Source organism: Streptomyces sp. NPDC057623 (genome assembly GCF_042800355.1).
In the GTDB taxonomy this organism is placed as follows: domain Bacteria; phylum Actinomycetota; class Actinomycetes; order Streptomycetales; family Streptomycetaceae; genus Streptomyces.
The window spans coordinates 33,000-55,405 of the sequence record NZ_JBHVGZ010000034.1; the positions used below are offsets into that span (position 1 = coordinate 33,000).

Below are 22,406 nucleotides of genomic sequence, written 5' to 3' on the forward strand. Positions count from 1 at the left end.
GAGGAGTCCACCCAGCAGCCAGCTGGGCACTACCTCCAAGCCCGGTCCCTCAGGACCGGGTCAAGTTGACCTCTGTCAGGAGCGCCTCGGGGGTGAGTCCGCGCACCAGCGTGACGCAGTATGCCTCCATCAGGTGCTTGTGCCGCTTGTCCAGCCACGCGTAGTCCGCGGCCGTCGTCGTCCCAGTCATGCGCGCAGCATCGCACCCGCCACTGACAACGCCCCTCCCGCCAGGGAAATCCGCTCGACGCCCGCGCCGCGGCCCTGCGAATCTGGCCGCATGACCGACACCCCGCCCCTCGCCGACGGATACGAGATCTCGACCGACTCCCGGCACATCGACGCCGAGCGCGTGCACCGGTGGCTGTCCACCGACGCGTACTGGGCGCTCGGGAGGGAGCGGGAGAAGCAGGACCGGGCGATCGGTGGGTCGCTGAACTTCGGGGTGTACGACACGGTTTCGGGGGATCAGGTGGCGTATGCCCGGGTCGTCACCGACGGGGTGACCTTCGCGTGGCTGTGTGACGTGTACGTCGATCCGTCGGTGCGCGGCAAGGGGATCGGGACGGCGCTCGTCGGAGCCGTGCGCGAGCACCTGAGGCCGTACGGGCTGAAGCGGATGCTGCTCGCCACGCACGACGCGCACGGGGTCTACGAGAAGCTCGGGTTCGCGCCGCTGGAGAGGCCGGACCGATGGATGGCGCTGTCCTTCCAGGCGCCCGGTACAGACACCACCGGCAGCTGTACTTGAATGTCCAACAGCCGTTTTCCAGCGACATGTCCGCCTGGGTCCTGACCCTGTGGTAAGGCTTCGGCCACCCTCGGTGACACCCGCACAACGCCTCTTGACCTGCGCACTTTCGCGACACACCATCGCCGCATGTCGCTTCGGGTCACGTTCGTCGCCGCGGCGCGCAGCTCCCCGCTGCTCGCCGAGCGCTTCGAGGACGACCGGCCGCTGGACCAGGCCGGCTGGGACGAGGTGCAGCGCGTCGCGCGCGACCTCCTGCCGCTGGCGGCGGCCGAGCTGCGCTACTGCTCACCGACCCCGCGCAGCCGTGCCACCGGCGACGCGCTCGGCTATGCGCCGCTGGTGCAACTCGCCCTGCGGGACTGTGACATGGGCCGCTGGCGCGGGCTCACGCTGGGCGAGGCGATGGCCCGGGAGCCGGACGCGGTGGACACCTGGCTCGCCGACCCGCGTGGCACACCGCACGGCGGCGAGTCGCTGCTCGCGTTCATCGCCCGGGTCGGCGGCTGGCTCGACACCCGCCCCGTGGAGGACGGCGGCCGGATCGTCGCGGTGGCCGAACCGTCCGTGATCCGCGCCGCCCTGGTGTACGCGCTGAAGGCGCCGCCCGCCATGTACTGGAACATCGACGTGCGCCCCCTGTCGACGACCACCGTGACCGGCCGGGCGGGCCGCTGGAACCTCCGCTTCGACGGGGCGTCGGCTCAGTCCTCGCGGGCGTAGTCCGTGCTGAGGACCAGGTCCTTGGCCGGGCCGCGCACCCGCCACACCGAATGCCAGTGGTTCTCGTCCCGGACGGTGAACTCGCCCCGGTAGAGGTCGGCCGAGCACGGGTGGTCGGCGATGTGCCGCCCCGACGTCAGGTCCAGGTCGTGGAACGGGCGGCCGTCGGTGAAGCGGACGTCCGCCGTTCCCGGTGGGCTTCCCGGCAGGAAACGCAGCGTCCGTTCGGCGGGACGCGGGACCTCCCGCCAGACGAAAAGGCCGGACTCGTGATGCAGGAGCCCGCCGCCGTCCAGGGGGCCGAAAATCGTCGTCCCGGAGAACTCCCCTTCCTCCCCGCCGGCGAGATCCCGCACCGTTCGCTCGACCCGCCAGCTCCCGGCCAGATAGGTCAGCGCATCCGGCACTGGCCAGAACTCGCCCATCCGCTCCCCGCTTCCGACACTTTCGATACCGCGCGACCCGTTGACGCTCCGGATCCCCCTCCCTATCTTGCCGTTCGAAGTGCTGATCAGCGTTTGATATTTCGAACAACGAGCCGCGGAGTATCCATGCCACGCAATTCCAGCCGCTGGAGATTGGGCCTCGCCGCCACCGCCGTCCTGGTGGCAGCCGGTCTGATCCCGTCGCCCGCCCACGCCGAGGACGTCACCGACTACGCGATCACCGTCGACCCGGCCGCCAAGGGTGCGGCGATCGACGACACGATGTACGGCGTCTTCTTCGAGGACATCAACCGGGCCGCGGACGGCGGACTGTACGCCGAGCTCGTGCAGAACCGGTCCTTCGAGTACTCCACCGCCGACAACGGCTCCTACACGCCGCTGACCTCCTGGACGGTCGGCGGCACGGCCCAGATCGTGAACGACGCCGGCCGACTCAACGAGCGCAACCGCAACTACCTCTCCCTGAGCGCCGGTTCGTCCGTGACGAACGCCGGTTACAACACCGGCGTCCGCGTCGAGCAGGGCAAGAAGTACGACTTCTCCGTGTGGGCCCGCGCCGACAGCGGCACCACGCTCACCATCTCCCTGAAGGACGCCGCGGGCACGCTGGCCACCGCCCGCCAGGTGGCCGTGAAGGGCGGCTGGGCCAAGTACAAGGCCACCTTCACCGCGACCCGCACCAGCAACCGCGGCCGCCTCGCCGTGTCCTCGGCCGGCGCCGTCGCGCTCGACGAGGTGTCGCTGTTCCCGCGCGACACCTACAAGAACCAGCCGAACGGTCTGCGCAAGGACCTCGCCGAGAAGATCGCCGCGCTGAAGCCGGGCTTCGTCCGCTTCCCCGGCGGCTGCCTGGTCAACACCGGTTCCATGGAGGACTACAGCGCGGCCTCGAACTGGCAGCGCAAGCGCAGCTACCAGTGGAAGGACACCATCGGTCCGGTCGAGGAGCGCGCCACCAACGCCAACTTCTGGGGCTACAACCAGAGTTACGGGCTCGGCTACTACGAGTACTTCCGCTTCTCCGAGGACATCGGAGCCATGCCGCTGCCCGTCGTGCCCGCCCTGGTGACCGGCTGCGGCCAGAACAAGGCCACCGACAACGAGGCGCTGCTCAAGCGCCACATCCAGGACACCCTCGACCTCATCGAGTTCGCCAACGGCCCGGCGACCTCCAAGTGGGGCAAGGTCCGCGCGCAGATGGGCCACCCCAAGCCGTTCCACCTGACCCACGTCGGGGTCGGCAACGAGGAGAACCTCCCGAACGAGTTCTTCGCGCGGTTCCAGCAGTTCCGCGCCGCCATCAAGGCCGCGTACCCCGACATCACCGTCGTCTCCAACTCCGGCCCGGACGACTCCGGCACGACCTTCGACACCGCCTGGAAGCTGAACCGCGAGGCGAACGTCGACCTGGTCGACGAGCACTACTACAACACCCCGAACTGGTTCCTCCAGAACAACGACCGCTACGACTCCTACGACCGCGGCGGCCCGAAGGTCTTCCTCGGTGAGTACGCCTCCCAGGGCAACGCCTGGAAGAACGGCCTCTCCGAAGCCGCCTTCATGACCGGCCTGGAGCGCAACGCGGACGTCGTCAAGCTCGCCTCGTACGCCCCGCTGCTCGCCAACGAGGACTACGTCCAGTGGCGGCCGGACATGATCTGGTTCAACAACCGGGCCTCCTGGAACTCGGCCAACTACGAGGTCCAGAAGCTGTTCATGACCAACGTCGGCGACCGCGTGGTCCCCTCGAAGGCCACCACCACACCGAACGTCAGCGGCCCCATCACCGGTGCCGTCGGCCTCTCCACATGGGCGACCAGCGCCGCGTACGACGACGTGAAGGTCACCTCGGCGGACGGCTCGACCCTGCTCAGCGACGACTTCTCCGGTGACGCCGGCAAGTGGACGCACAGCGGTGCGGGCAGCTGGACCGTCCAGGACGGGCAGTACGTCCAGACCGACGCGGCCGCCGAGAACACCCTGGTGACGGCGGGCGACCCGGCCTGGAAGGACTACGACCTGCATGTGAAGGCCACCAAGAAGTCCGGCAAGGAGGGCTTCCTCGTCGCCTTCGGCGTCAAGGACACCGGCAACTACTACTGGTGGAACCTGGGCGGCTGGAACAACACCCAGTCCGCGATAGAGCAGGCCGTGGACGGCGGCAAGGGCACCCTGATGACGAAGGCCGGGTCGATCGAGACGGGCCGCGCCTACGACATCGACATCAAGGTGCGCGGCCGCCAGGTGACCCTGCTCCTCGACGGCAAGGAGTGGGGCAGCTTCACCGACGACAAGCCGGCCGAGCCCTTCCGCCAGGTCGTCACCAAGGAGGTGAAGACCGGTGACCTGATCGTCAAGGTCGTCAACGCCCAGTCGGCCGAGGCCCGCACGGCCGTCGACCTCGGCGGCGCCAAGGTCGCCGCCACGGCCCGTGTGACCACGCTGGCCGCCGACCAGGACGCGGTGAACACCGAGACGGACACGCCGGTGACCCCGGTGAGCTCCACCTTCCGGGGCGTGAGCGACAAGTTCACGTACACCTTCCCGGCGAACTCCGTCACCTTCCTGCGGATCAAGCAGAGGTAAGGGCGGACACGCTCAGCTGCCGGCGGCCCATCCCGGGACCGTCGGCAGCACCTTTTCCGCCACCCGGAGCAGGACGGCGTCGTCCGGCACCATGCCGTCCTCGCGCCACAGGGTCACGTCGTAGGAACCGCCGCTGTCCTTGGTGTCCTGGGCCACCATGAGGGAGCGGAGGGGGACGCCGGTACCGGTCTCGGCGTCGCCGCCGTCGAGGCGGAAGTTGATCCTCATGGTGCGGTTCGAGTACAGGACCGCCGGGCGGTCCAGCACCGTGCGCTGCGACTCGTCCCATCCCAGCACCTCATAGGAGGCGGTCACGGGGAGGTCGTCGTAGGTGGCCGAGAGCGTCACGGTGTAGGTGTCGAACTCGACCTCCGCGGTCGGCATGGGGGTGCTCTTGCCGCCTTCGAGTCCGACGGAGCCGTCGTTGCCGAAGGCGGTCTTCGCGGTCTCCGTCGGTGTGCCCAGCAATTCCGCGAGGTCGGGACGGAGCAGTGCCTCGCACAGCTGCTTTCCGGTCACCCGCCCGGTCGACTTCCCGGGTTCCTCGTCGGAGCAGCTGGCGGCCGGCGGGCCGCTGCTCCCGGACGACGTCGCCTCGGACACCCAGAGAGCGCCGCCGATCGCCGCGAACAGCGCCACCGCGGCGACGGCCTGCCCCCACGGGTTGATTCTCTTCTCAGGCGTGCCGTTTTCTGCGGCCATGTCCCCCACCTGCCGTGATCCCCTGATACGTGCCCGGGGACAGTAGCGCATGGGCATGACCCGGACAAAGCTGGTTTCCCCGGGCCCGCCCGCCGAACGGGGCACGGGCGGCAAACCAAGATTGCATAAACGTGCAGCGAAACGTATAGTCATGCCATCTAGGAGGAGGATTCCATGGCGGTACGTGCGGCAGTGGCCGGAGCGAGCGGATACGCGGGCGGGGAACTGCTGCGTCTGCTCCTGGCGCACCCCGAGGTCGAGATCGGGGCCCTGACCGGCCACTCGAACGCGGGGCAGAGGCTCGGTGCGCTCCAGCCGCACCTGCTGCCGCTCGCCGACCGTGTGCTTCAGGCGACGACCCCCGAGGTCCTCGCCGGCCATGACGTGGTCTTCCTCGCCCTGCCCCACGGACAGTCCGCCGCCGTCGCCGAACAGCTCGGCCCGGACGTGCTCGTCGTCGACATGGGGGCCGACTTCCGGCTGAAGGACGCGGCCGACTGGGAGACGTTCTACGGCTCCCCGCACGCCGGCACCTGGCCCTACGGCCTCCCCGAACTGCCGGGTGGCCGCGCCGCGCTGGAGGGGTCCAAGCGCATCGCGGTACCCGGCTGCTACCCGACCGCCGTCTCGCTCGCCCTCTTCCCGGCCTACGCCGCCGGCCTCGCCGAGCCGGAGGCCGTGATCGTCGCCGCGTCCGGCACCTCCGGCGCGGGCAAGGCGCTCAAGCCCCATCTGCTGGGCAGCGAGGTCATGGGCTCCATGGCGCCGTACGGCGTCGGCGGCGGCCACCGGCACACGCCCGAGATGATCCAGAACCTCAGCGCGGCCGCGGGCGAGCGGATCTCCGTCTCCTTCACGCCGACCCTCGCCCCGATGCCCCGCGGCATCCTCGCCACCTGCAGTGCGAACGCCCGCCCCGGCGTCACGGCGGACTCCGTCCGCGCCGCCTACGAGAAGGCCTTCGCCGACGAGCCCTTCGTCCACCTCCTCCCGGAGGGGCAGTGGCCCGCCACGGCGTCCGTCTACGGTTCGAACGCCGTTCAGGTGCAGGTCGCGTACGACGCCGCCGCGAACCGCATCATCGCGATCAGCGCCATCGACAACCTGACCAAGGGCACCGCGGGCGGTGCCGTCCAGAGCATGAACCTCGCCCTGGGTCTCGCCGAGACCACCGCACTGACGACGATCGGAGTTGCGCCGTGAGCGTGACGGCAGCAAAGGGATTCACGGCGGCGGGCATCGCCGCCGGAATCAAGGAGAACGGCAACCCGGACGTGGCCCTCGTGGTCAACACCGGGCCCCGCCGCGCCGCCGCCGGTGTCTTCACCTCCAACCGTGTGAAGGCCGCGCCGGTCCAGTGGTCCGAGCAGGTGCTGAAGAGCGGCCAGGTGTCCGCCGTCGTCCTCAACTCCGGGGGCGCCAACGCCTGTACGGGCCCCAAGGGCTTCCAGGACACCCACGCGACCGCCGAGAAGGTCGCCGAGGTCCTCGGACGCGGTGCCATCGAGGTCGCCGTCTGCTCCACCGGCCTCATCGGCGTCCTCCTCCCCATGGACAAGCTGCTCCCGGGCGTCGAGAGTGCCGCCGCGCAGCTCTCCGAGCACGGCGGCGAGAAGGCCGCCATCGCCATCAAGACCACCGACACCGTCCACAAGACGTCCGTCGTCACCAAGGACGGCTGGACCGTCGGCGGCATGGCCAAGGGCGCGGGCATGCTCGCGCCCGGCCTCGCCACCATGCTGGTCGTCCTCACCACCGACGCCGCCCTCGACGACGACGTCCTGGACAAGGCGCTGCGCGCCGCCACCAAGGTCACCTTCGACCGCGTCGACTCCGACGGCTGCATGTCCACCAACGACACCGTGCTGCTGCTCGCCTCCGGCGCCTCCGAAGTCACCCCGCAGTACGCGGAGTTCGCCGACGCGGTACGGGCCGTCTGCGACGACCTCGGGCAGCAGCTGATCCGGGACGCCGAGGGCGCCAGCAAGGACATCAAGGTCGAGGTGGTCAACGCCGCGACCGAGGACGACGCCGTCGAGGTGGGCCGCTCCATCGCCCGCAACAACCTCCTCAAGTGCGCCCTGCACGGCGAGGACCCCAACTGGGGCCGTGTCCTCTCCGCGATCGGCACCACGTCCGCCGCCTTCGAGCCCGACCGGCTCAACGTCGCCATCAACGGTGTCTGGGTGTGCAAGAACGGCGGCGTCGGCGAGGACCGCGAGAAGGTCGACATGCGCTACCGCGAGGTCCACATCGTCGCCGACCTCGCGGCCGGCACCGAGACCGCCACCATCTGGACCAACGACCTCACCGCCGACTACGTCCACGAGAACAGCGCGTACTCGTCATGAGCAACTCACCCGCGCGCAAGCACACCGCGCTGCCCAAGGCCCAGATCCTCATCGAAGCGCTGCCCTGGCTGGTCCGGCACAACGGCAAGACCGTCGTCATCAAGTTCGGCGGCAACGCCATGATCGACGAGGAGCTCAAGGCCGCTTTCGCCCAGGACGTCGTCTTCCTGCATCACGCCGGTCTCAAGCCGGTCGTCGTGCACGGCGGCGGCCCGCAGATCAGCGCCGCCCTGGACAAGCACGGCATCGTCAGCGAGTTCAAGGCGGGACTCAGGGTCACCACCGAGGACGCCATGGACGTCGTACGGATGGTGCTGGCCGGACAGGTCCAGCGCGAGCTGGTCGGCCTGCTCAACGAACACGGGCCGCTGGCCGTGGGGTTGACCGGCGAGGACGCGCACACCATCACCGCCACCAAGCACCAGCCGGAGATCGACGGCGAGCTGGTCGACATCGGCCGGGTCGGCGAGATCACCTCCATCGACACGGGCGCGATCGAGGCGCTGCTCGCCGACGGCCGTATCCCGGTCGTCTCCTCGATCGCCCGCAGCCAGGACGACGGACATGTCTACAACGTCAATGCTGATACGGCGGCTGCGGCACTCGCTGCTGCTCTGGGCGCCGAAACCCTCATGGTCCTCACGGACGTCGAGGGCCTCTACGAGGACTGGCCCAACAGCGACGAGGTGATCAGCCGCCTCACCGCAGCCCAACTGGAGAAGCTGCTGCCGGAGTTGTCCTCCGGCATGGTGCCGAAGATGGAGGGCTGTCTGCACGCCGTACGCAACGGTGTCCAGACCGCCCGGGTCATCGACGGCCGGGTCCAGCACTCGATCCTGCTGGAGATCTTCACCGACGAAGGGATCGGCACGATGGTCGTGCCGGACGCAACCGAGGGGGACGCGTAATGACCGGGACCGCAGCGAACGCAGAGTACGCCCAGCGGTGGCAGGGCTCGCTCATGAACAACTACGGCACCCCCCGGCTCCCTCTCGTGCGCGGTGCGGGCCTCAAGGTCTGGGACGCCGACGGCAAGCAGTACCTCGACTTCGTCGGCGGTATCGCGACGAACGCGCTGGGCCACGCCCACCCCGCCATCGTCGAGGCCGTCAGCACGCAGATCGCGTCCCTCGGCCACATCTCCAACTTCTTCATGGCCGAGCCGACCCTCGCCCTCGCCGAGCGGCTCCTCCAGCTCTTCGGCCGGGACGGCAAGGTCTTCTTCTGCAACTCCGGCGCGGAGGCCAACGAGGCGGCCTTCAAGATCGGCCGGCTGACCGGCCGGACCCATGTCGTCGCCACCGAGGGCGGCTTCCACGGCCGCACCATGGGCGCCCTCGCGATGACCGGCCAGCCCGGCAAGCGGGAGCCGTTCCTGCCGTTGCCCGGTGACGTCACGCACGTGCCGTTCGGCGACGCGCAGGCGCTGGCCGCAGCGGTCACCGAGGAGACGGCCCTCGTGATCATCGAGCCGATCCAGGGCGAGCTCGGGGTCGTGATGCCGCCGGCCGGCTATCTGAAGGCGGCGCGGGCGATCACCGCCGCCAGCGGTGCGCTGCTCGTCCTCGACGAGGTGCAGACCGGCATCGGCCGGACCGGGCACTGGTTCGAGTACCAGGCCCACGAGGGCGTCCTGCCGGACGTCGTCACCCTCGCCAAGCAGCTCGGCGGCGGGCTGCCGCTGGGTGCGACGGTCGCCTTCGGGCGGGCCGCGGAGCTGCTCCAGCCGGGCCATCACGGGACGACCTTCGGCGGCAACCCGGTCGCGTGCGCCGCCGGCCTGGCGGTTCTGGACACCATCGCGAACGACGGCTTGCTGGAGAACGTCAAGCGGCAGAGCGAGAAGTTGCGCGACGGGATCGAGGCGCTGGGCCACCCGCTGATCGACTATGTCCGGGGTGTGGGACTGCTCCTGGGTATCGTGCTCACCGAGCCGCACGCCGCCAAGGTGCAGCAGGCTGCTCAGGACGCCGGGTTCCTGGTGAACGCGCCCGCCCCCGATGTCGTACGGCTCATGCCGCCGCTGAACCTCGGGGACGACGAAGTGGAGGCGCTTCTTCAGGCCCTGCCCGGCATCCTTGATCTGGCCAACGGGGACGGATGATCCGGGGAATGAGACGACGATGAGTCAGGCGCAGGACCATGAGCAGAACGGGGCCGCCGGGCCTGCCGTGCCGCAGACCCGCACCGCACGCCACCGCCGGATCGTGGACATCCTCAACCGGCAGCCCGTGCGGTCACAGAGTCAGTTGGCGAAGCTGCTGTCGGACGACGGGCTGAGCGTCACACAGGCGACGCTCTCCCGGGATCTGGACGAGCTCAACGCGGTGAAGATCCGTAACAACGAAGGCGACCTGATCTACGCGGTGCCGAGCGAGGGCGGTTTTCGTACGCCTCGGGCGCCGCTGGGGGAGTCGGCGAAGGAGGAGCGGATGCGGCGGTTGTCGCAGGAGCTGCTCATCTCCGCGGAGGCCTCCGCGAATCTCGTGGTCCTGCGGACCCCTCCGGGGGCGGCGCAGTTCCTGGCCTCGGCCATCGACCAGGCCGAGCTGCAGGACATCCTGGGGACCATTGCCGGTGACGACACGTTGCTGTTGATCAGCCGGAACCCTACGGGGGGTCAGGCTCTGGCTGATCATTTGCTGCGGTTGGCTCAGAACGGGCACTAGTCGCCGTAGGGGTGCGTGTAGTCCGTTTACTGCGGGTTGTTTGTGGCTGGTCGCGCCGTTCCCCGCGCCCCTGAGGGCGTGGCGGTCAGCCCAGTCGAGATGCGAGGCCGCCTGTGCAGCGGACTTCGTCCCCCGCCGTGATCAAGAGGGCCTCCACGTCCGGCAAGGACTCCAGCCAGCGCAACCCCTGCCGCGAACCCATCGCGAAAGCCGCTGTCGCCCAGCAGTCCGCCCAGGTCACCGACGGGGCCACCACCGTGACCGCCACCAGGTCCGTCACCGCTGAGCGGCCCGTGCGGGGGTCGACGATGTGGGCGCCCCGTTCCGCCGTGCCGGATGTGGCCACCGCCAGTTCGGGCAGGCCGGCGGCGGAGATGACGGCCGCGAGACCGCCGGGACGGAGAGGGTCGGAGACGCCGACCCGCCAGGGGCGCTGAGTGCCGGGCACGCCCAGCAACTGGACGTCGCCGCCGCCGTTGACGCTGACGCCGCTCACGCCGGGGACGGTCGCGAGGCGTCGTGCGGCGCGTTCGACGGACCAGCCCTTGACGATGCCGGTCGGGTCGAGGCGGCCCTCGTACGAGGTGCTGAACCAGCCCTCGCTGGTCCGCCCCGCCTCGGTGCCCAGTTCGAGGACCTCGGCGACCTCCGGATCGCACTCGTCGACGGTCAGCTCGCCGCGCGCCAGCCGGGAGATCTGGCTGTCGTCGCGGTAGGTGCTGAACACCTCGTCGACCCGGTGCAGTCCGGCGACCGCCTCTTCCAGCGCCGACCGGACGGCACCGGGGTCCCCGCCGCGGACGTCGAAGGAGAAGACCGTCCCCATGGCCTCCTCCGCATGACGCACCGCGGCGGGAGCTTTCGTCGGTTCCGCCACCGTGTCAGCCACCGGCCTGGTCCAGCGCCGACTGGAGTGATTCCTTGTAGCCGGCGCTGGTGTAGGTGGCTCCGGAGACGGCGTCGATGTCGGCGGTGCCGGCTGCTATGGCGGCCTGGTTGAGTTTGGGTACGGCGTTGGCGGTGATCCGGTCGCTCTGGCCGCCCTTGGGTGCCTGGACCGTCTCGGCCTTGGTGATCTTCCCGCCGTCGACGGTGATGCGGACCTGGACCGGACCGTACTGCGTCTGGGAGACACCACCGGTGACCGTGCGGGCCTGGGCGGCGCCGGAACCCTGGGAACCGGAATCCTGCGAGCCCGAGCCCTGGGACGAACCGGCGCTCGCCTCGGCCTTGTCCAGGGCCGACTGGAGTGATTCCTTGTAGCCGGCGCTGGTGTAGGTGGCTCCGGAGACGGCGTCGATGTCGGCGGTGCCGGCTGCTATGGCGGCTTGGTTGAGCTTGGGGACGGCGTTCGCGGTGACCTGGTCGCTCTGCCCGCCCTTGGGTGCCTGGACGGTCTCCGCCTTGGTGATCTTCCCGCCGTTGACGGTGATGCGGACCTGGACCGCGCCGTACTGGGTCTGGACGGCGTCGCCGGTGACGGTGGCGGCCTGGGCGGCGCCGGACCCCTGCGAACCGGCGCTCGCCTGCGCCTTGTCCAGGGCGGACTGGAGGGATTCCTTGTAGCCGGCGCTGGTGTAGGTGGCTCCGGAGACGGCGTCGATGTCGGCGTTGCCCGCTGCCACGGCGGCTTGGTTGAGCTTGGGGACGGCGTTTCCGGTGATCTGGTCGCTCTGGCCGCCCTTGGGTGCCTGGACCGTCTCCGCCTTGGTGATCTTCCCGTTGGCCACCGTCAGGCGCACCTGCACGGCTCCGTACTGGGTCTGCGCCGCGTCACCGGTGAACGTGCCGCTGGCGGCCGCCTGTGCGCCGCCCTGGGCCGAGGCCGCCGGCGGTGCGCCGACGCCCGCCGCCTGCGCGGACCCCGGGTCGGACGCCGGCTTCAGCGACAGCAGCAGCACGATCCCGGACACGGTGGCGGCGCCGGCCAGCACGACACGCCGGATGGGGTGACTCTTCCTCATGGCTCCTACAGCTCCTGAAGTCTTGGGAGTCCCGTCGCTCACATCTCGAACGACTCGTGATGGATGCGGCGGGCGGGCACACCCGCGCCGCGCAGGGCTTCGTAGACGGACTGCGCGAAGCCGGCCGGCCCGCACATGAAGACGTCGTGCTTGTCGATGTCGGGCAGCTTCTGCTGCAACCGCTCCGCCGAGATGTCGGGCCGCTCGCCGTCCGGGCTGTTGACCGCGTACATCAGGCGGGCGCCGCGCTCGTCGGCGATCTTCGCCAGCTCGTCCCACAGCGCCAGGTCCTGGGTGCTGTTGGCCCGGTAGAGCAGGGTGATGTCGCCGGACGCGCCCGGCAGCGTCTCGAACAGGGCCCGCATCGGCGTGATACCGACACCGCCGGCGACCAGCAGCACCTTGCCACGGCTGCGGCGCTGCGCCGTCATCGCGCCGTACGGGCCCTCGGCCCACACCTTGGTGCCGGGCTTCAGGTCACGCAGCCGCGACGTGTGGTCGCCGATCGCCTTGACCGTGATCCGCAGCATGTCCGGGCGGGGCGCCGCCGACAGCGAGTAGGGGTGGGAACTGAACCGCATCCCCGGTGCCTTGAACCGCCACCGGAAGAACTGCCCGGCCTCCGCCCCCATACGGTGCAGCTTGCGCCCGCCGATCAGCACCGACACGATGCCCGGCGTCTCTTCGATGACCGCCTCGACGTACATCCGGTGCCGCAGGTTGAGACGGACCGGCGTGATGACCCGGTACCAGAGCACCAGCGCGGTCACGATCGCGTACAGCCCGTACCAGAACGTCTTCGCGGTGGGCTCGACGGCGAACTCGTTGCCGGTGGTGATCTGGTGCCAGAACGTCAGATACACCGCCGCGTACGTCAGCAGGTGCACGTGGTACCAGGTGTCGTACGGGATCCGGCGGCGGATGCCCCCGATCGAGATGAACGCGATGAGGAACAGCAGCCCGGTGCCGATGGCCGCCTTGCCCATGTCCGGCAGTGTGTTGACCGAGTCGATCGTCTGCTGGACGACGTCACCGACCGTCTTGCCGGCCTGGAGGGCGTACGCCCACATGGTGAGGAAGACATGCGCGATGACCAGGCAGATCGTGTAGCGCCCGCTCATCGCGTGCCAGCGGGCGACCCGGTCCGAGCCCACCCGCCTCTCCAGAGCGGGCACCCGGGCCATCTGGAGCACGACTAGCGCCATCAGATAGCCGGCCAGCAGTCCGGTGATCCGCCCCGCGGCGAGGATCTTGGCCGTGTTGTCGGCCAGGGACGGGGTGTTGTCCCACCACAACCACAGCACCGCCGCCGCACCCGCCCATAGGGCGATCACCAGCGGAACGGCCGGGGAGCGGCGCGGGCGGATGCGGCGCATCGTCTGGCGGCGAGCGGCACGGCCGCCTGCGAGCGTGGTGGTCACGGTTCCTCCGGGAACGGGAGCAAGGGGGGTGCGTGATGGGCGTGGTCCCTTGGCCCTGAGATACGTGCGGGGAGGTCCGTGTGTTCAGTGGTGATCGGTCCGTGGTCGCGCGGTGGCTCAGACGCCGCAGGGCGGCAGCGGCAACGGCACCCCGGGCAGGCCGTCCAGGCTGTTCGCGATGTGCCTCTTGGCGAAGTACGCGCTCAGCGAGTCGTCGTCCTCGCGCGCGAACCGCCTGGCGTGCAGGTCGCGGTCCTCGTCGTACGTCATGAGGGGGACCGCGTATCCGCAGGAGTCGCGGATGACATCGGCCCGCACCACGATGATCGCGCGCAGGCCGTGAAGGGACGGGTCGATGTCGGGGAAGTGCCCGAGCAGTTCCTTGAATCGTGGGTCGTCGCGGAAGACGGCCTCACCGCGCCCGTGCACCCGGACGATGTTCGGCGGCCCCTGGAAGGCGCACCACATGAGGGTGATCCGGCCGTTCTCCCGCAGATGCGCGACGGTCTCGGCGTTGGAGCCGGCGAAGTCGAGGTAGGCCAGGGTCAGTTCGTCGAGGATGACGAAGGAGCCCTTGAGGCCCTTGGGGGAGAGGTTGACCGTTCCGTCGCCGGACAGGGGGGCGGTCGCGGTGAAGAAGAGAGGCTGCTCCTCGATGAACGTGCGGAGTCTGCCGTCTATGCGTTCATAAGTTTTTCCCACGTCCACCGAGTATGGACGTGGGTCGTTCGTTTGTCTAAGGAATTGTGCGGTCCGTCCGGCGTCACCATGGCCGCCCCGGCCGGCGTGCCAACGGGGCGGCCATGGCTGCCTGTCACGTCACTGGGTGAGCGTGCAGGCGGCGAACGCCTCCAGTCCCTCGGGCTTCTCGGCGGCTCGGCCGATGGAGGTCTCGATGCGGTTGAGGGCGGCGACGCGCTTGTCTTCCAGGGGGCCGAGGATGGCGTTCTGGACGAAGTTGGGTCCGCCCTGGCCGACGGTGTCGACGAGGCGCTGGTTGGCTTCGTCGATCTGGGTCTGGAGCTGGGCGAGGTTGCGGTCGACCTCGGCCTGCGCGGAGGCGGGGATCGCGGGCAGCTGGCCGGTCACGTCCGGGCACGAGATGGTGCCGGGCCCGGCGAGCGTCCGGGCGTTCGTGCCGGCGCTCTTCGAAGACGATGTCTCCCCGGCGAGGGCGAAGCCGGCGATCACCGTGCCGGACAGCGCCACCGCGGCGGCGCCGCCGATGAACGCGACGCGACGCTTGTTGTACTTCGGAAGAGCCCTGGACATGCGGATGCCTCACTCGGGTTCGGGGGTGTCGGGTTCGGGGTGTTGTGCCTGCGTGTCGTCTGTACGTGTCGCACGTGTCGTACGTGCCGTACGTGTCGACTGGTGCGAACGCGGCGCCTGCGTTCGGCGAGAGGTACGGGTAAGCGGTTTCCCGTGTTCAAAGGGAGAGCGAATTTCCCGGCATCGCCGACCCAAATTGACGAATCATACATAGGTCTGCATACTCATGCAGGTGAATGTGTGGTCAGCGCGCACTAGCCTGACGACCGCCTCCCCGTTCACGCCACGGGGAGGCGGTGCCACATCCAGACCCTCCCGAGGAGCGCAGCACGTGAGCAGCAACAACGGTGACGTCCGGCTCTGGGGCGGCCGTTTCGCCGACGGTCCCGCCGAGGCCCTGGCCAAGCTGTCCGCATCCGTCCACTTCGACTGGCGGCTCGCGCCCTACGACATCGCCGGTTCACGCGCCCACGCGCGCGTGCTGCACAAGGCGGGGCTCCTGACGGAGGACGAGCTGACCCGGATGATCGCGGGCCTCGACCAGCTGGAAGCGGACGTGGCCTCGGGCGAGTTCGTGGGCACGATCGCCGACGAGGACGTGCACACCGCCCTGGAGCGTGGCCTGCTGGAGCGCCTCGGCCCCGACCTCGGCGGCAAGCTGCGTGCGGGCCGCTCCCGCAACGACCAGGTCGCGACCCTCTTTCGGATGTATCTGCGGGACCACGCCCGCATCGTCGGCGGCCTGGTCGCCGACCTCCAGGACGCCCTGGTCGGTCTCGCGGAGGCCCACCCGGACGTGGCGATGCCCGGCCGTACCCACCTCCAGCACGCCCAGCCGGTGCTCTTCGCCCACCACGTCCTGGCCCACGTCCAGTCCCTCTCCCGGGACGCCGAGCGGCTGCGTCAGTGGGACGAGCGGACGGCGGTGTCGCCGTACGGTTCCGGGGCCCTGGCCGGCTCCTCCCTCGGTCTGGACCCGGAGGCGGTGGCGAAGGACCTCGGCTTCGAACACGGCTCCGTCGGCAACTCGATCGACGGCACGGCGTCCCGTGACTTCGTCGCCGAGTTCGCCTTCATCACCGCGATGATCGGGGTGAACCTCTCCCGGATCGCGGAGGAGGTCATCATCTGGAACACGAAGGAGTTCTCCTTCGTGACCCTGCACGACGCGTTCTCGACCGGCTCGTCGATCATGCCGCAGAAGAAGAACCCGGACATCGCGGAGCTGGCGCGCGGCAAGAGCGGCCGCCTGATCGGCAACCTGACGGGCCTGCTGGCGACCCTGAAGGCGCTCCCGCTGGCGTACAACCGTGACCTCCAGGAGGACAAGGAGCCAGTCTTCGACTCCTGCGACCAGCTGGAGGTCCTGCTCCCCGCCTTCACCGGCATGATGGCGACCCTCACCGTCAACCGCGAGCGCATGGAGGAACTGGCCCCGGCCGGCTTCTCCCTCGCCACCGACATCGCCGAGTGGCTGGTCAAGCAGGGCGTCCCCTTCCGCGTCGCGCACGAGGTCGCCGGCGAGTGCGTCAAGGTCGCGGAGGCCGACGGCAAGGAACTGGACGGTCTGACGGACGAGCAGTTCGCGAAGATCTCCGCCCACCTGACCCCCGAGGTGCGGACCGTCCTCAACGTCCCGGGCGCCCTGGCGTCCCGCAACGGCCGCGGCGGCACGGCGCCGAGCGCGGTCACGGTCCAACTGGCCGAGGTGAAGGCGGACGTGGCGACCCAGCACGAGTGGGCGACGGCCAAGAGCAAGCACTAGGCGCCCGTCGAGCGGCACAGCCGCTTTCCCGGGGGGTGCGGGAAGCGCGCGACAGGCCACACGCGACCCGCAGCCGCCGAACCACCGCATGAACCCAGCTCTGAGGCGAAGGTCGTCGCGGGGTACGTTGGTCGGAATCCCGTACCGGAGCCGACCGAAACGGAGCCCGCGATGCCCTTCGCCCGACTGGCCACAGCGACCACCTCGACCTGTCACATCGGACTGGGCCTCGCCGCAGTCGGCCGCCCCGGCTACATCAACCTCGGCCGAGACGAGGATCTCGGGGAGAACCGCAGCGCCGACGCCCTGCGCACCCGCACCCACGAACTCCTCGACGCCGCCTACGCGCAGGGCGTCCGCTACTTCGACGCCGCCCGCTCCTACGGCCGCTCCGAGGAGTTCCTCGCCGACTGGCTGAACTCCCGACCCGACCTCGACGACATCGTCATCGGCAGCAAGTGGGGCTACACGTACACCGCCGGCTGGACCACCGACGCCGAGAAGCACGAGGTCAAGGACCACAGCGTCCAGACGTACGAACGCCAGCGCGCCGAGACGGCCGAACTGCTGGGCGAGCGCCTGGACCTCTACCAGATCCACTCGGTGACCCCGGACAGCCCCGCCCTCACCGACAGGGAACTCCACGTCAGGCTCGCGGAAGCCGCCGCTCAGGGCACCACCGTCGGCTTCTCCACCAGCGGCCCCGACCAAGCGGCGGCGATCCGTGCCGCCCTCGCCGTGACGGTCGACGGCGAACCCCTCTTCCGTACCGTCCAGTCGACGTTCAACGCCCTGGAGACCTCGGCCGGCCCCGCACTCGCCGAGGCCCGCGACGCCGGACTCACGGTGATCGTCAAGGAGGGCATGGCCAACGGGCGGCTCGCGGACCCGTACGCCCCGGCCGCGCTGAAGGCCGTGGCCGAGGAAACGTCCCTGGGGTGCGACGCCGTCGCCCTCGCGCTGATCCTGCGGCAGCCTTGGGCCGGCGTGGTCCTCTCCGGCGCCGCGACGACCGTACAGCTCGCGTCCAACCTGCACGCGGCGGTCGTCGACCTCGACGACGAGCAGCTGGACCGGCTCGCTGGGCTGGTGGAGGAGCCGGGCGCGTACTGGGAGCGGCGCGGGCAGCTGCCCTGGCACTGACAGACACCCGTTTGTACTGACAGACATCCGTTTGATCAGCGGCTATGAGTCACGCATGCCCATTGTGAGACATCAATGTCTCACATGCGCTACTCTTGTCTCATGGCCGTTGATCGAGACCACGTGCTGCGCACCGCCGCGGCCCTGCTGACCCGTAAATCCACGGCGACCATGGACGAGGTCGCCAAGGCGGCCGGGATCAGCCGGGCCACGCTGCACCGGCACTTCGCCGGGCGGGACGCGCTCGTCCGGGCGCTGGAGTCGCTCGGCATCGAGGAGTGCGAGGCCGCGCTGGACGCCGCCCGCCTGGACGAGGGGCCGGCGCGGGACGCCGTACACCGGCTGGTCCGTGAGATCGAGCCCGCGGCCGGACTGCTCGCGTTCCTCTACACGGAGAACCAGCTGTTCGAGGGCGAGCAGCAGAACGCCGGCTGGGCGCGCATCGACGACCGGGTCGCGGCGCTCTTCCGGCGCGGCCAGCGAACCGGTGAGTTCCGCATCGACCTCACCCCGGCCTGGCTCACCGAGGCGCTCTACGGGCTGCTGGGGTCAGGGGCCTGGGCGGTCGCGGAGGGCCGGGTCGCCCGCAACGACTTCACCCACATGATCGTCGAGCTGTTGCTCGGCGGCGCACTCAGAAGAGAGGAATCATGACCAGCACCCTGCGGCCGGCGACCACGACCGAGGCGGTGACCAAGCGTCCCGGCCGTTGGCTCGCGCTGTCCGTCCTCGTACTCGCCGTGCTGCTGGTGGCCGTCGACGCGACTGTCCTCGGTCTCGCGACCCCCTACATCAGCGAGGACCTGAACCCCTCCGGCACCCAGCTCCTCTGGATCGGCGACGTCTACTCCTTCGTGATCGCCGGCCTGCTGGTCTCGATGGGCAGCCTCGGCGACCGCATCGGCCGCAAGCGGATCCTGCTCGTCGGCGCCACGGCGTTCGGCGTGATATCCGTCCTCAACGCGTATGCGACGACACCGGAGATGATGATCGTCGCCCGGGCGCTGCTCGGTGTCGCGGGCGCGACCCTGATGCCCGCCACGCTCGCCCTGATCCGCAACCTCTTCCACGACCCGCGCGAGCGCAGCCTCGCCGTCGGCATCTGGGGCGCGACCGCCTCCGCCGGTACGGCCGTCGGCCCGATCGCCGGTGGCTTCCTGCTCGAACACTTCTGGTGGGGCTCGGTCTTCCTGATCAACCTGCCCGTGATGGTGGTCCTCGTCCTGGTCGGCAGCAAGCTGCTGCCCGAGTCGCGCAACCCGAACCCCGGCCCCTGGGACATGACCAGCGTCGCGCTGTCCCTCGTCGGCATGATCGGTGTCGTGTACGCGGTCAAGGAAGCGGCCGCCCACGGCTTCACCTGGGTCACGCCGGCCGCCGGCCTGGCGGGCGCGGCCGCGCTGTACGGCTTCGTACGCCGCCAGCTCACGCTGCCGTCCCCGCTGCTGGACATGCGGCTGTTCCGCCATCGCGGCTTCAGCGGCGCGGTACTGGCCGACCTGCTGACCATCCTCGGCCTGTCCGGCCTGGTCTTCTTCCTCTCCCAGTTCCTGCAACTCGTACAGGGCAGGGGCCCCTTCGAGGCGGGTCTGGCCGAACTGCCCGCCGCGATCGGCGCGGTGGTGGCCGGCCTGATCGCCGGTCGTGTGGCCCGTCGCTACTCGGTACGGGCCGTGGTCTCCGGCGGCCTCGCGGCGATCGGCATCGCCCTGGCCGTGCTCACGGTGATCGACCGCTCCACGGGTTACCCCCTGCTCGGGGCCGCCCTCCTGGTCGTCGGCGTCGGCGCGGGCTTCTCCTTCACGGTGACGTCGGACGTGATCCTGTCCAGCGTGCCGAAGGAACAGGCGGGCGCGGCGTCAGCGGTTTCCGAGACGGCGTACGAACTGGGCGCGGCCCTGGGGATCGCCGTACTGGGTTCGATCGTGACCGGCGTGTACCGCGACTTCACCGGCCCGGCGGGCACTCCGGCCGAGGCCCACGAGTCACTGGGCGGAGCGGTGGAGGCGGCGGCGGGGATGCCTGCGCAGACGTCCGAGGCGATGCTGGACGCGGCCCGCGGCGCGTTCGTGGACGGCCTGGCGATCGCGGCGGGCGCGGGCGCGGCGGTCCTGCTGGCCGCGGCAGTGGCAGCGTGGTTCCTGCTGCGGGGGCAACGCCTGGACAACGTGGCGTAAGAGGCGGCGGCCGCGGGAATCGTCGACCCCGCGGCCGACAATGCGGGCCACCCATGGAGTGACCCGCCTGGGACGCGTCCTCAGGGGTGCGGGAACCGCACGCACCCGAAGCCCCGAGCCCCCGGCCCGACCGGCGGAGCTACGCCGCCTCTTTGGCCTTGGTGGCGTACATGTCCACGTACTCCTGGCCGGACAGCTGCATGACCTCGGCCATGACCGAGTCGGTCACGGCCCGCAGGACGTAGCGGTCGCGGTCCATCCCCTCGTACCGCGAGAACTCCATCGCCTCACCGAAGCGCACCGTCACCTTGCTCGGTCGCGGCATGCCCGCGCCGCCCGGCTGGATCTTGTCCGTGCCGATCATGGCGAACGGCACGACCGGCGCGCCGGTCATCAGCGTCAGCCGCGCGATGCCCGTACGCCCCCGGTACAGCCGCCCGTCGGGAGACCGCGTGCCCTCGGGGTAGATGCCGAAGACCTTGCCCTCCTCAAGGATCCGGCGGCCGGTCATCAGCGCCGCGACCCCGCCCCGGCCGCCGTCCCGGTCGACCGGGATCATGCCGGTGCCGGTGAAGAACCAGGCCATCAGACGGCCCTTGAGGCCCTTGCCGGTGACGTACTCGTCCTTGCCGATGAAGAAGACCTGACGGTCGCAGACCAGCGGCAGGATCATCGAGTCGATGAACGTGAGGTGGTTGCCGGCCAGGATGACCGGACCGTCGCCCGGGATGTGCTCCGCGCCCTCCACCTGTGGGCGGAACATCAGGCGCATGATCGGTCCGAGCACTGCCTTGATGAGCGCGAAGCGGGACAACGGGCCCTCCGGGGTCAAGGGGATGGCGACGGATCTGTATAAGTCTGTGCAGGTGAGGACGATACTCGCGGTTCCCGGGGTCCCGCACATCGGGTGGGCCGACTTCACCGAGGCCTTACGCACTGTTGACACAGGTTTACCTGCGGTGACGCGGCGTGGACGGCCCGTAACACGCTGGCCATGATGTGACGGACATCGCCCCAAGGGCGCAAAGGACGACTTCCCCGCACCCCCGGACCCATTCCGACGGACCGTCACCTCACCCTTCCCGTACGACATTCAGCGTCACCCGCGAGTTCCGCCGCAGGTCTCCCATCCGTCATGTCCACGCACCTACGATCGGCCCGCACTGAATGAGCGGATGGTCAGGGAGGGCCCTCATGGGAACCCAGGAGAACGAGCAGGCGGGCGTGACCGGACGGAGGACGCTTCTCGGCGCGGCCGTGCTCGGCGCGGGCGGAGCGGTCCTCGGGCTGGCCGGTACGGCGAGAGCGGCCGACGCCCGGCACGGTGGCGGCGGTGGCGGCGGCCTGAAGAGCCTGCCCAAGCCGACGATCATCGGCCACCGCGGGGCCAGCGGCTACCGGCCCGAGCACACCCTCGGCTCCTACCAGCTGGCCCTCGACCTGGGCGCCGACATCGTCGAGGCGGGCGACCTGGTGCCCACCCGGGACGGCCACCTCGTCTGCCGGCACGAGCCGGAGATCGGCGGCACGACCGATGTCGCGGACCATCCCGAGTTCGCCGACCGGAAGAAGACGACGTCCCTCGACGGCGTCGCCACCACCGGCTGGTTCACCGAGGACTTCACGCTCGCCGAGCTGAAGACGCTGCGCGCGACCGAGCGCATCCCGGCCAACCGGCCGCACAACACCCTCTACGACGGGCGCTCGGAGATCCCCACCTTCGAGGAGGTCCTGAAGTGGCAGGCCGAGCAGACGCGGGGGCGCGGCAAGCAGGTCTGGATCTACCCCGAGCTCAAGCACCCCACCTACTTCCGCAAGCTGGGCCTCGGCCTGGAGGAGCGGGTCGCCAAGGTGCTGCACAAGCACGGCAGGGACCGGCGCGACTCGCCGGTCATCCTCCAGTCCTTCGAGCCGACCAGCATCCAGCGCCTGAACAAGCTGGTCGACAACCCGCTGGTGGTCCTGCTCTCCGGCGCGACGACCCGCCCCTGGGACTTCGTCGAGACGGGTGACCCGCGCACGGTCGCCGACCTCGTCAAGCCGGCCGGCCTGAGGGAGATCGCCTCCTACGCCCAGGGCATCGGCCCCACCCTGGACCTGGTCATCCCGAAGGACGCGGGCGGCAACCTCACCACGCCCACCACGCTGGTGAGCGACGCGCACAAGGTCGGCCTGCTCCTGCACCCCTACACGATGCGCAACGAGAACCCCTTCCTCCCCGCGAACTTCCGCAAGGGCACCGACGCGGACGCCTACGGCGACGTCTTCGGCGCCTACCGCACGTACTTCGCGACCGGCATCGACGGTGTCTTCACCGACAACCCCGACACGGGCCTGCTGGCCCGCGAGGACTTCGTCAACAGCTGAGACCCGCGCCCCGGTTGGGGTGACTGTCGGCCGCCCGGGCAACCCCATGCCCGGGCGGCCGCGTCGTGC

21 protein-coding genes and 1 pseudogene are annotated in these 22,406 nt (G+C 70.0%); 13 read left to right on the forward strand and 9 right to left on the reverse strand.

The window, feature by feature from the left end; genetic code table 11:
- Positions 1 to 49: 49 nt before the first annotated feature.
- Complete coding sequence (locus tag ACFU95_RS29320) at positions 50 to 190, reverse strand: DUF6461 domain-containing protein (protein ID WP_383833124.1); 141 nt, start codon at positions 188 to 190, stop codon at positions 50 to 52.
- A 90-nt stretch (positions 191 to 280) separates the two neighbouring features.
- Between ACFU95_RS29320 and ACFU95_RS29325 the strand changes: the two genes are divergently transcribed.
- Complete coding sequence (locus ACFU95_RS29325; protein ID WP_383833127.1) at positions 281 to 751, forward strand: GNAT family N-acetyltransferase; 471 nt, start codon at positions 281 to 283, stop codon at positions 749 to 751.
- A gap of 129 nt (positions 752 to 880) precedes the next feature.
- Positions 881 to 1,474, forward strand: coding sequence for a histidine phosphatase family protein (locus ACFU95_RS29330; protein ID WP_383833130.1), 594 nt, complete (start codon positions 881 to 883; stop codon positions 1,472 to 1,474).
- Here the strand turns inward: ACFU95_RS29330 and ACFU95_RS29335 are convergent.
- On the reverse strand, positions 1,456 to 1,899 hold the full coding sequence (locus tag ACFU95_RS29335) for a DUF6314 family protein (RefSeq protein WP_383833133.1): 444 nt from the start codon (positions 1,897 to 1,899) through the stop codon (positions 1,456 to 1,458). The two genes, ACFU95_RS29330 and ACFU95_RS29335, sit on opposite strands and share 19 nt — an antisense overlap.
- Before the next feature lie 126 nt (positions 1,900 to 2,025).
- Here ACFU95_RS29335 and ACFU95_RS29340 point away from each other — a divergent pair, with 126 nt between their 5' ends.
- Positions 2,026 to 4,506: an alpha-L-arabinofuranosidase C-terminal domain-containing protein gene (locus tag ACFU95_RS29340; RefSeq protein ID WP_383833136.1), complete on the forward strand. Its 2,481-nt coding sequence runs from the start codon at positions 2,026 to 2,028 to the stop codon at positions 4,504 to 4,506.
- A gap of 12 nt (positions 4,507 to 4,518) precedes the next feature.
- On the opposite strand, the gene ACFU95_RS29345 is transcribed toward ACFU95_RS29340, so the two are convergent.
- Complete coding sequence (locus ACFU95_RS29345; RefSeq protein ID WP_383833139.1) at positions 4,519 to 5,208, reverse strand: DUF6215 domain-containing protein; 690 nt, start codon at positions 5,206 to 5,208, stop codon at positions 4,519 to 4,521.
- 174 nt (positions 5,209 to 5,382) lie between these two features.
- Between ACFU95_RS29345 and argC the strand changes: the two genes are divergently transcribed.
- From argC to ACFU95_RS29370, 5 genes are read left to right on the forward strand one after another with little or no spacing between them, the layout of a single operon-like run.
- Positions 5,383 to 6,411 carry an N-acetyl-gamma-glutamyl-phosphate reductase gene (argC, locus tag ACFU95_RS29350; protein WP_383833142.1) on the forward strand — a complete coding sequence of 343 codons (1,029 nt, stop codon included), beginning with the start codon at positions 5,383 to 5,385 and terminating at the stop codon, positions 6,409 to 6,411.
- Complete coding sequence (gene argJ, locus ACFU95_RS29355; RefSeq protein WP_383833145.1) at positions 6,408 to 7,559, forward strand: bifunctional glutamate N-acetyltransferase/amino-acid acetyltransferase ArgJ; 1,152 nt, start codon at positions 6,408 to 6,410, stop codon at positions 7,557 to 7,559. Before argC ends, argJ begins: the two co-directional genes overlap by 4 nt.
- Positions 7,556 to 8,467, forward strand: a complete 912-nt coding sequence (gene argB, locus ACFU95_RS29360; RefSeq protein ID WP_383833148.1) for an acetylglutamate kinase — start codon at positions 7,556 to 7,558, stop codon at positions 8,465 to 8,467. Before argJ ends, argB begins: the two co-directional genes overlap by 4 nt.
- Positions 8,467 to 9,663, forward strand: a complete 1,197-nt coding sequence (locus tag ACFU95_RS29365) for an acetylornithine transaminase (protein WP_383833151.1) — start codon at positions 8,467 to 8,469, stop codon at positions 9,661 to 9,663. Before argB ends, ACFU95_RS29365 begins: the two co-directional genes overlap by 1 nt.
- 19 nt (positions 9,664 to 9,682) lie before the next feature.
- Entirely contained in the window at positions 9,683 to 10,228 is a 546-nt protein-coding gene (locus ACFU95_RS29370) for an arginine repressor (protein WP_383833154.1), read from the forward strand.
- Between the two features lie 85 nt (positions 10,229 to 10,313).
- On the opposite strand, the gene ACFU95_RS29375 is transcribed toward ACFU95_RS29370, so the two are convergent.
- The 5 genes and pseudogenes from ACFU95_RS29375 to ACFU95_RS29395 form a co-directional block, all read right to left on the reverse strand.
- Entirely contained in the window at positions 10,314 to 11,117 is an 804-nt protein-coding gene (locus tag ACFU95_RS29375) for an FAD:protein FMN transferase (protein WP_383833157.1), read from the reverse strand.
- Positions 11,110 to 12,192 carry an FMN-binding protein gene (locus ACFU95_RS29380; RefSeq protein WP_383833160.1) on the reverse strand — a complete coding sequence of 361 codons (1,083 nt, stop codon included), beginning with the start codon at positions 12,190 to 12,192 and terminating at the stop codon, positions 11,110 to 11,112. The genes ACFU95_RS29375 and ACFU95_RS29380 overlap by 8 nt, the downstream gene beginning before the upstream one ends.
- Positions 12,193 to 12,230: 38 nt before the next feature.
- Positions 12,231 to 13,613, reverse strand: a complete 1,383-nt coding sequence (locus ACFU95_RS29385) for a ferric reductase-like transmembrane domain-containing protein (RefSeq protein WP_383833163.1) — start codon at positions 13,611 to 13,613, stop codon at positions 12,231 to 12,233.
- A 117-nt stretch (positions 13,614 to 13,730) separates the two neighbouring features.
- On the reverse strand, positions 13,731 to 14,315 hold the full coding sequence (locus ACFU95_RS29390) for a pyridoxamine 5'-phosphate oxidase family protein (RefSeq protein ID WP_383833166.1): 585 nt from the start codon (positions 14,313 to 14,315) through the stop codon (positions 13,731 to 13,733).
- Between the two features lie 126 nt (positions 14,316 to 14,441).
- Positions 14,442 to 14,885: pseudogene (locus ACFU95_RS29395) on the reverse strand (hypothetical protein); the annotation flags it as partial.
- Between the two features lie 331 nt (positions 14,886 to 15,216).
- On the opposite strand from ACFU95_RS29395, the gene argH reads away from it, so the two are divergent.
- From argH to ACFU95_RS29415, 4 genes are all read left to right on the forward strand, one after another.
- Positions 15,217 to 16,650 (forward strand): argininosuccinate lyase, encoded by a 1,434-nt coding sequence (argH, locus tag ACFU95_RS29400; RefSeq protein ID WP_383833169.1) that lies wholly within the window; start codon positions 15,217 to 15,219, stop codon positions 16,648 to 16,650.
- Between the two features lie 171 nt (positions 16,651 to 16,821).
- Entirely contained in the window at positions 16,822 to 17,793 is a 972-nt protein-coding gene (locus tag ACFU95_RS29405; protein ID WP_383833172.1) for an aldo/keto reductase, read from the forward strand.
- A gap of 102 nt (positions 17,794 to 17,895) precedes the next feature.
- Complete coding sequence (locus ACFU95_RS29410; protein WP_383833175.1) at positions 17,896 to 18,447, forward strand: TetR/AcrR family transcriptional regulator; 552 nt, start codon at positions 17,896 to 17,898, stop codon at positions 18,445 to 18,447.
- Positions 18,444 to 19,970 (forward strand): MFS transporter, encoded by a 1,527-nt coding sequence (locus ACFU95_RS29415; RefSeq protein ID WP_383833177.1) that lies wholly within the window; start codon positions 18,444 to 18,446, stop codon positions 19,968 to 19,970. Before ACFU95_RS29410 ends, ACFU95_RS29415 begins: the two co-directional genes overlap by 4 nt.
- A 139-nt stretch (positions 19,971 to 20,109) precedes the next feature.
- On the opposite strand, the gene ACFU95_RS29420 is transcribed toward ACFU95_RS29415, so the two are convergent.
- Positions 20,110 to 20,784, reverse strand: coding sequence for a 1-acyl-sn-glycerol-3-phosphate acyltransferase (locus ACFU95_RS29420; protein ID WP_048581140.1), 675 nt, complete (start codon positions 20,782 to 20,784; stop codon positions 20,110 to 20,112).
- 380 nt (positions 20,785 to 21,164) lie between these two features.
- Between ACFU95_RS29420 and ACFU95_RS29425 the strand changes: the two genes are divergently transcribed.
- A complete protein-coding gene (locus ACFU95_RS29425; RefSeq protein ID WP_383833180.1) occupies positions 21,165 to 22,337 on the forward strand; it encodes a glycerophosphodiester phosphodiesterase in 1,173 nt (390 codons plus the stop codon).
- The last annotated feature ends 69 nt before the right edge of the window (positions 22,338 to 22,406 follow it).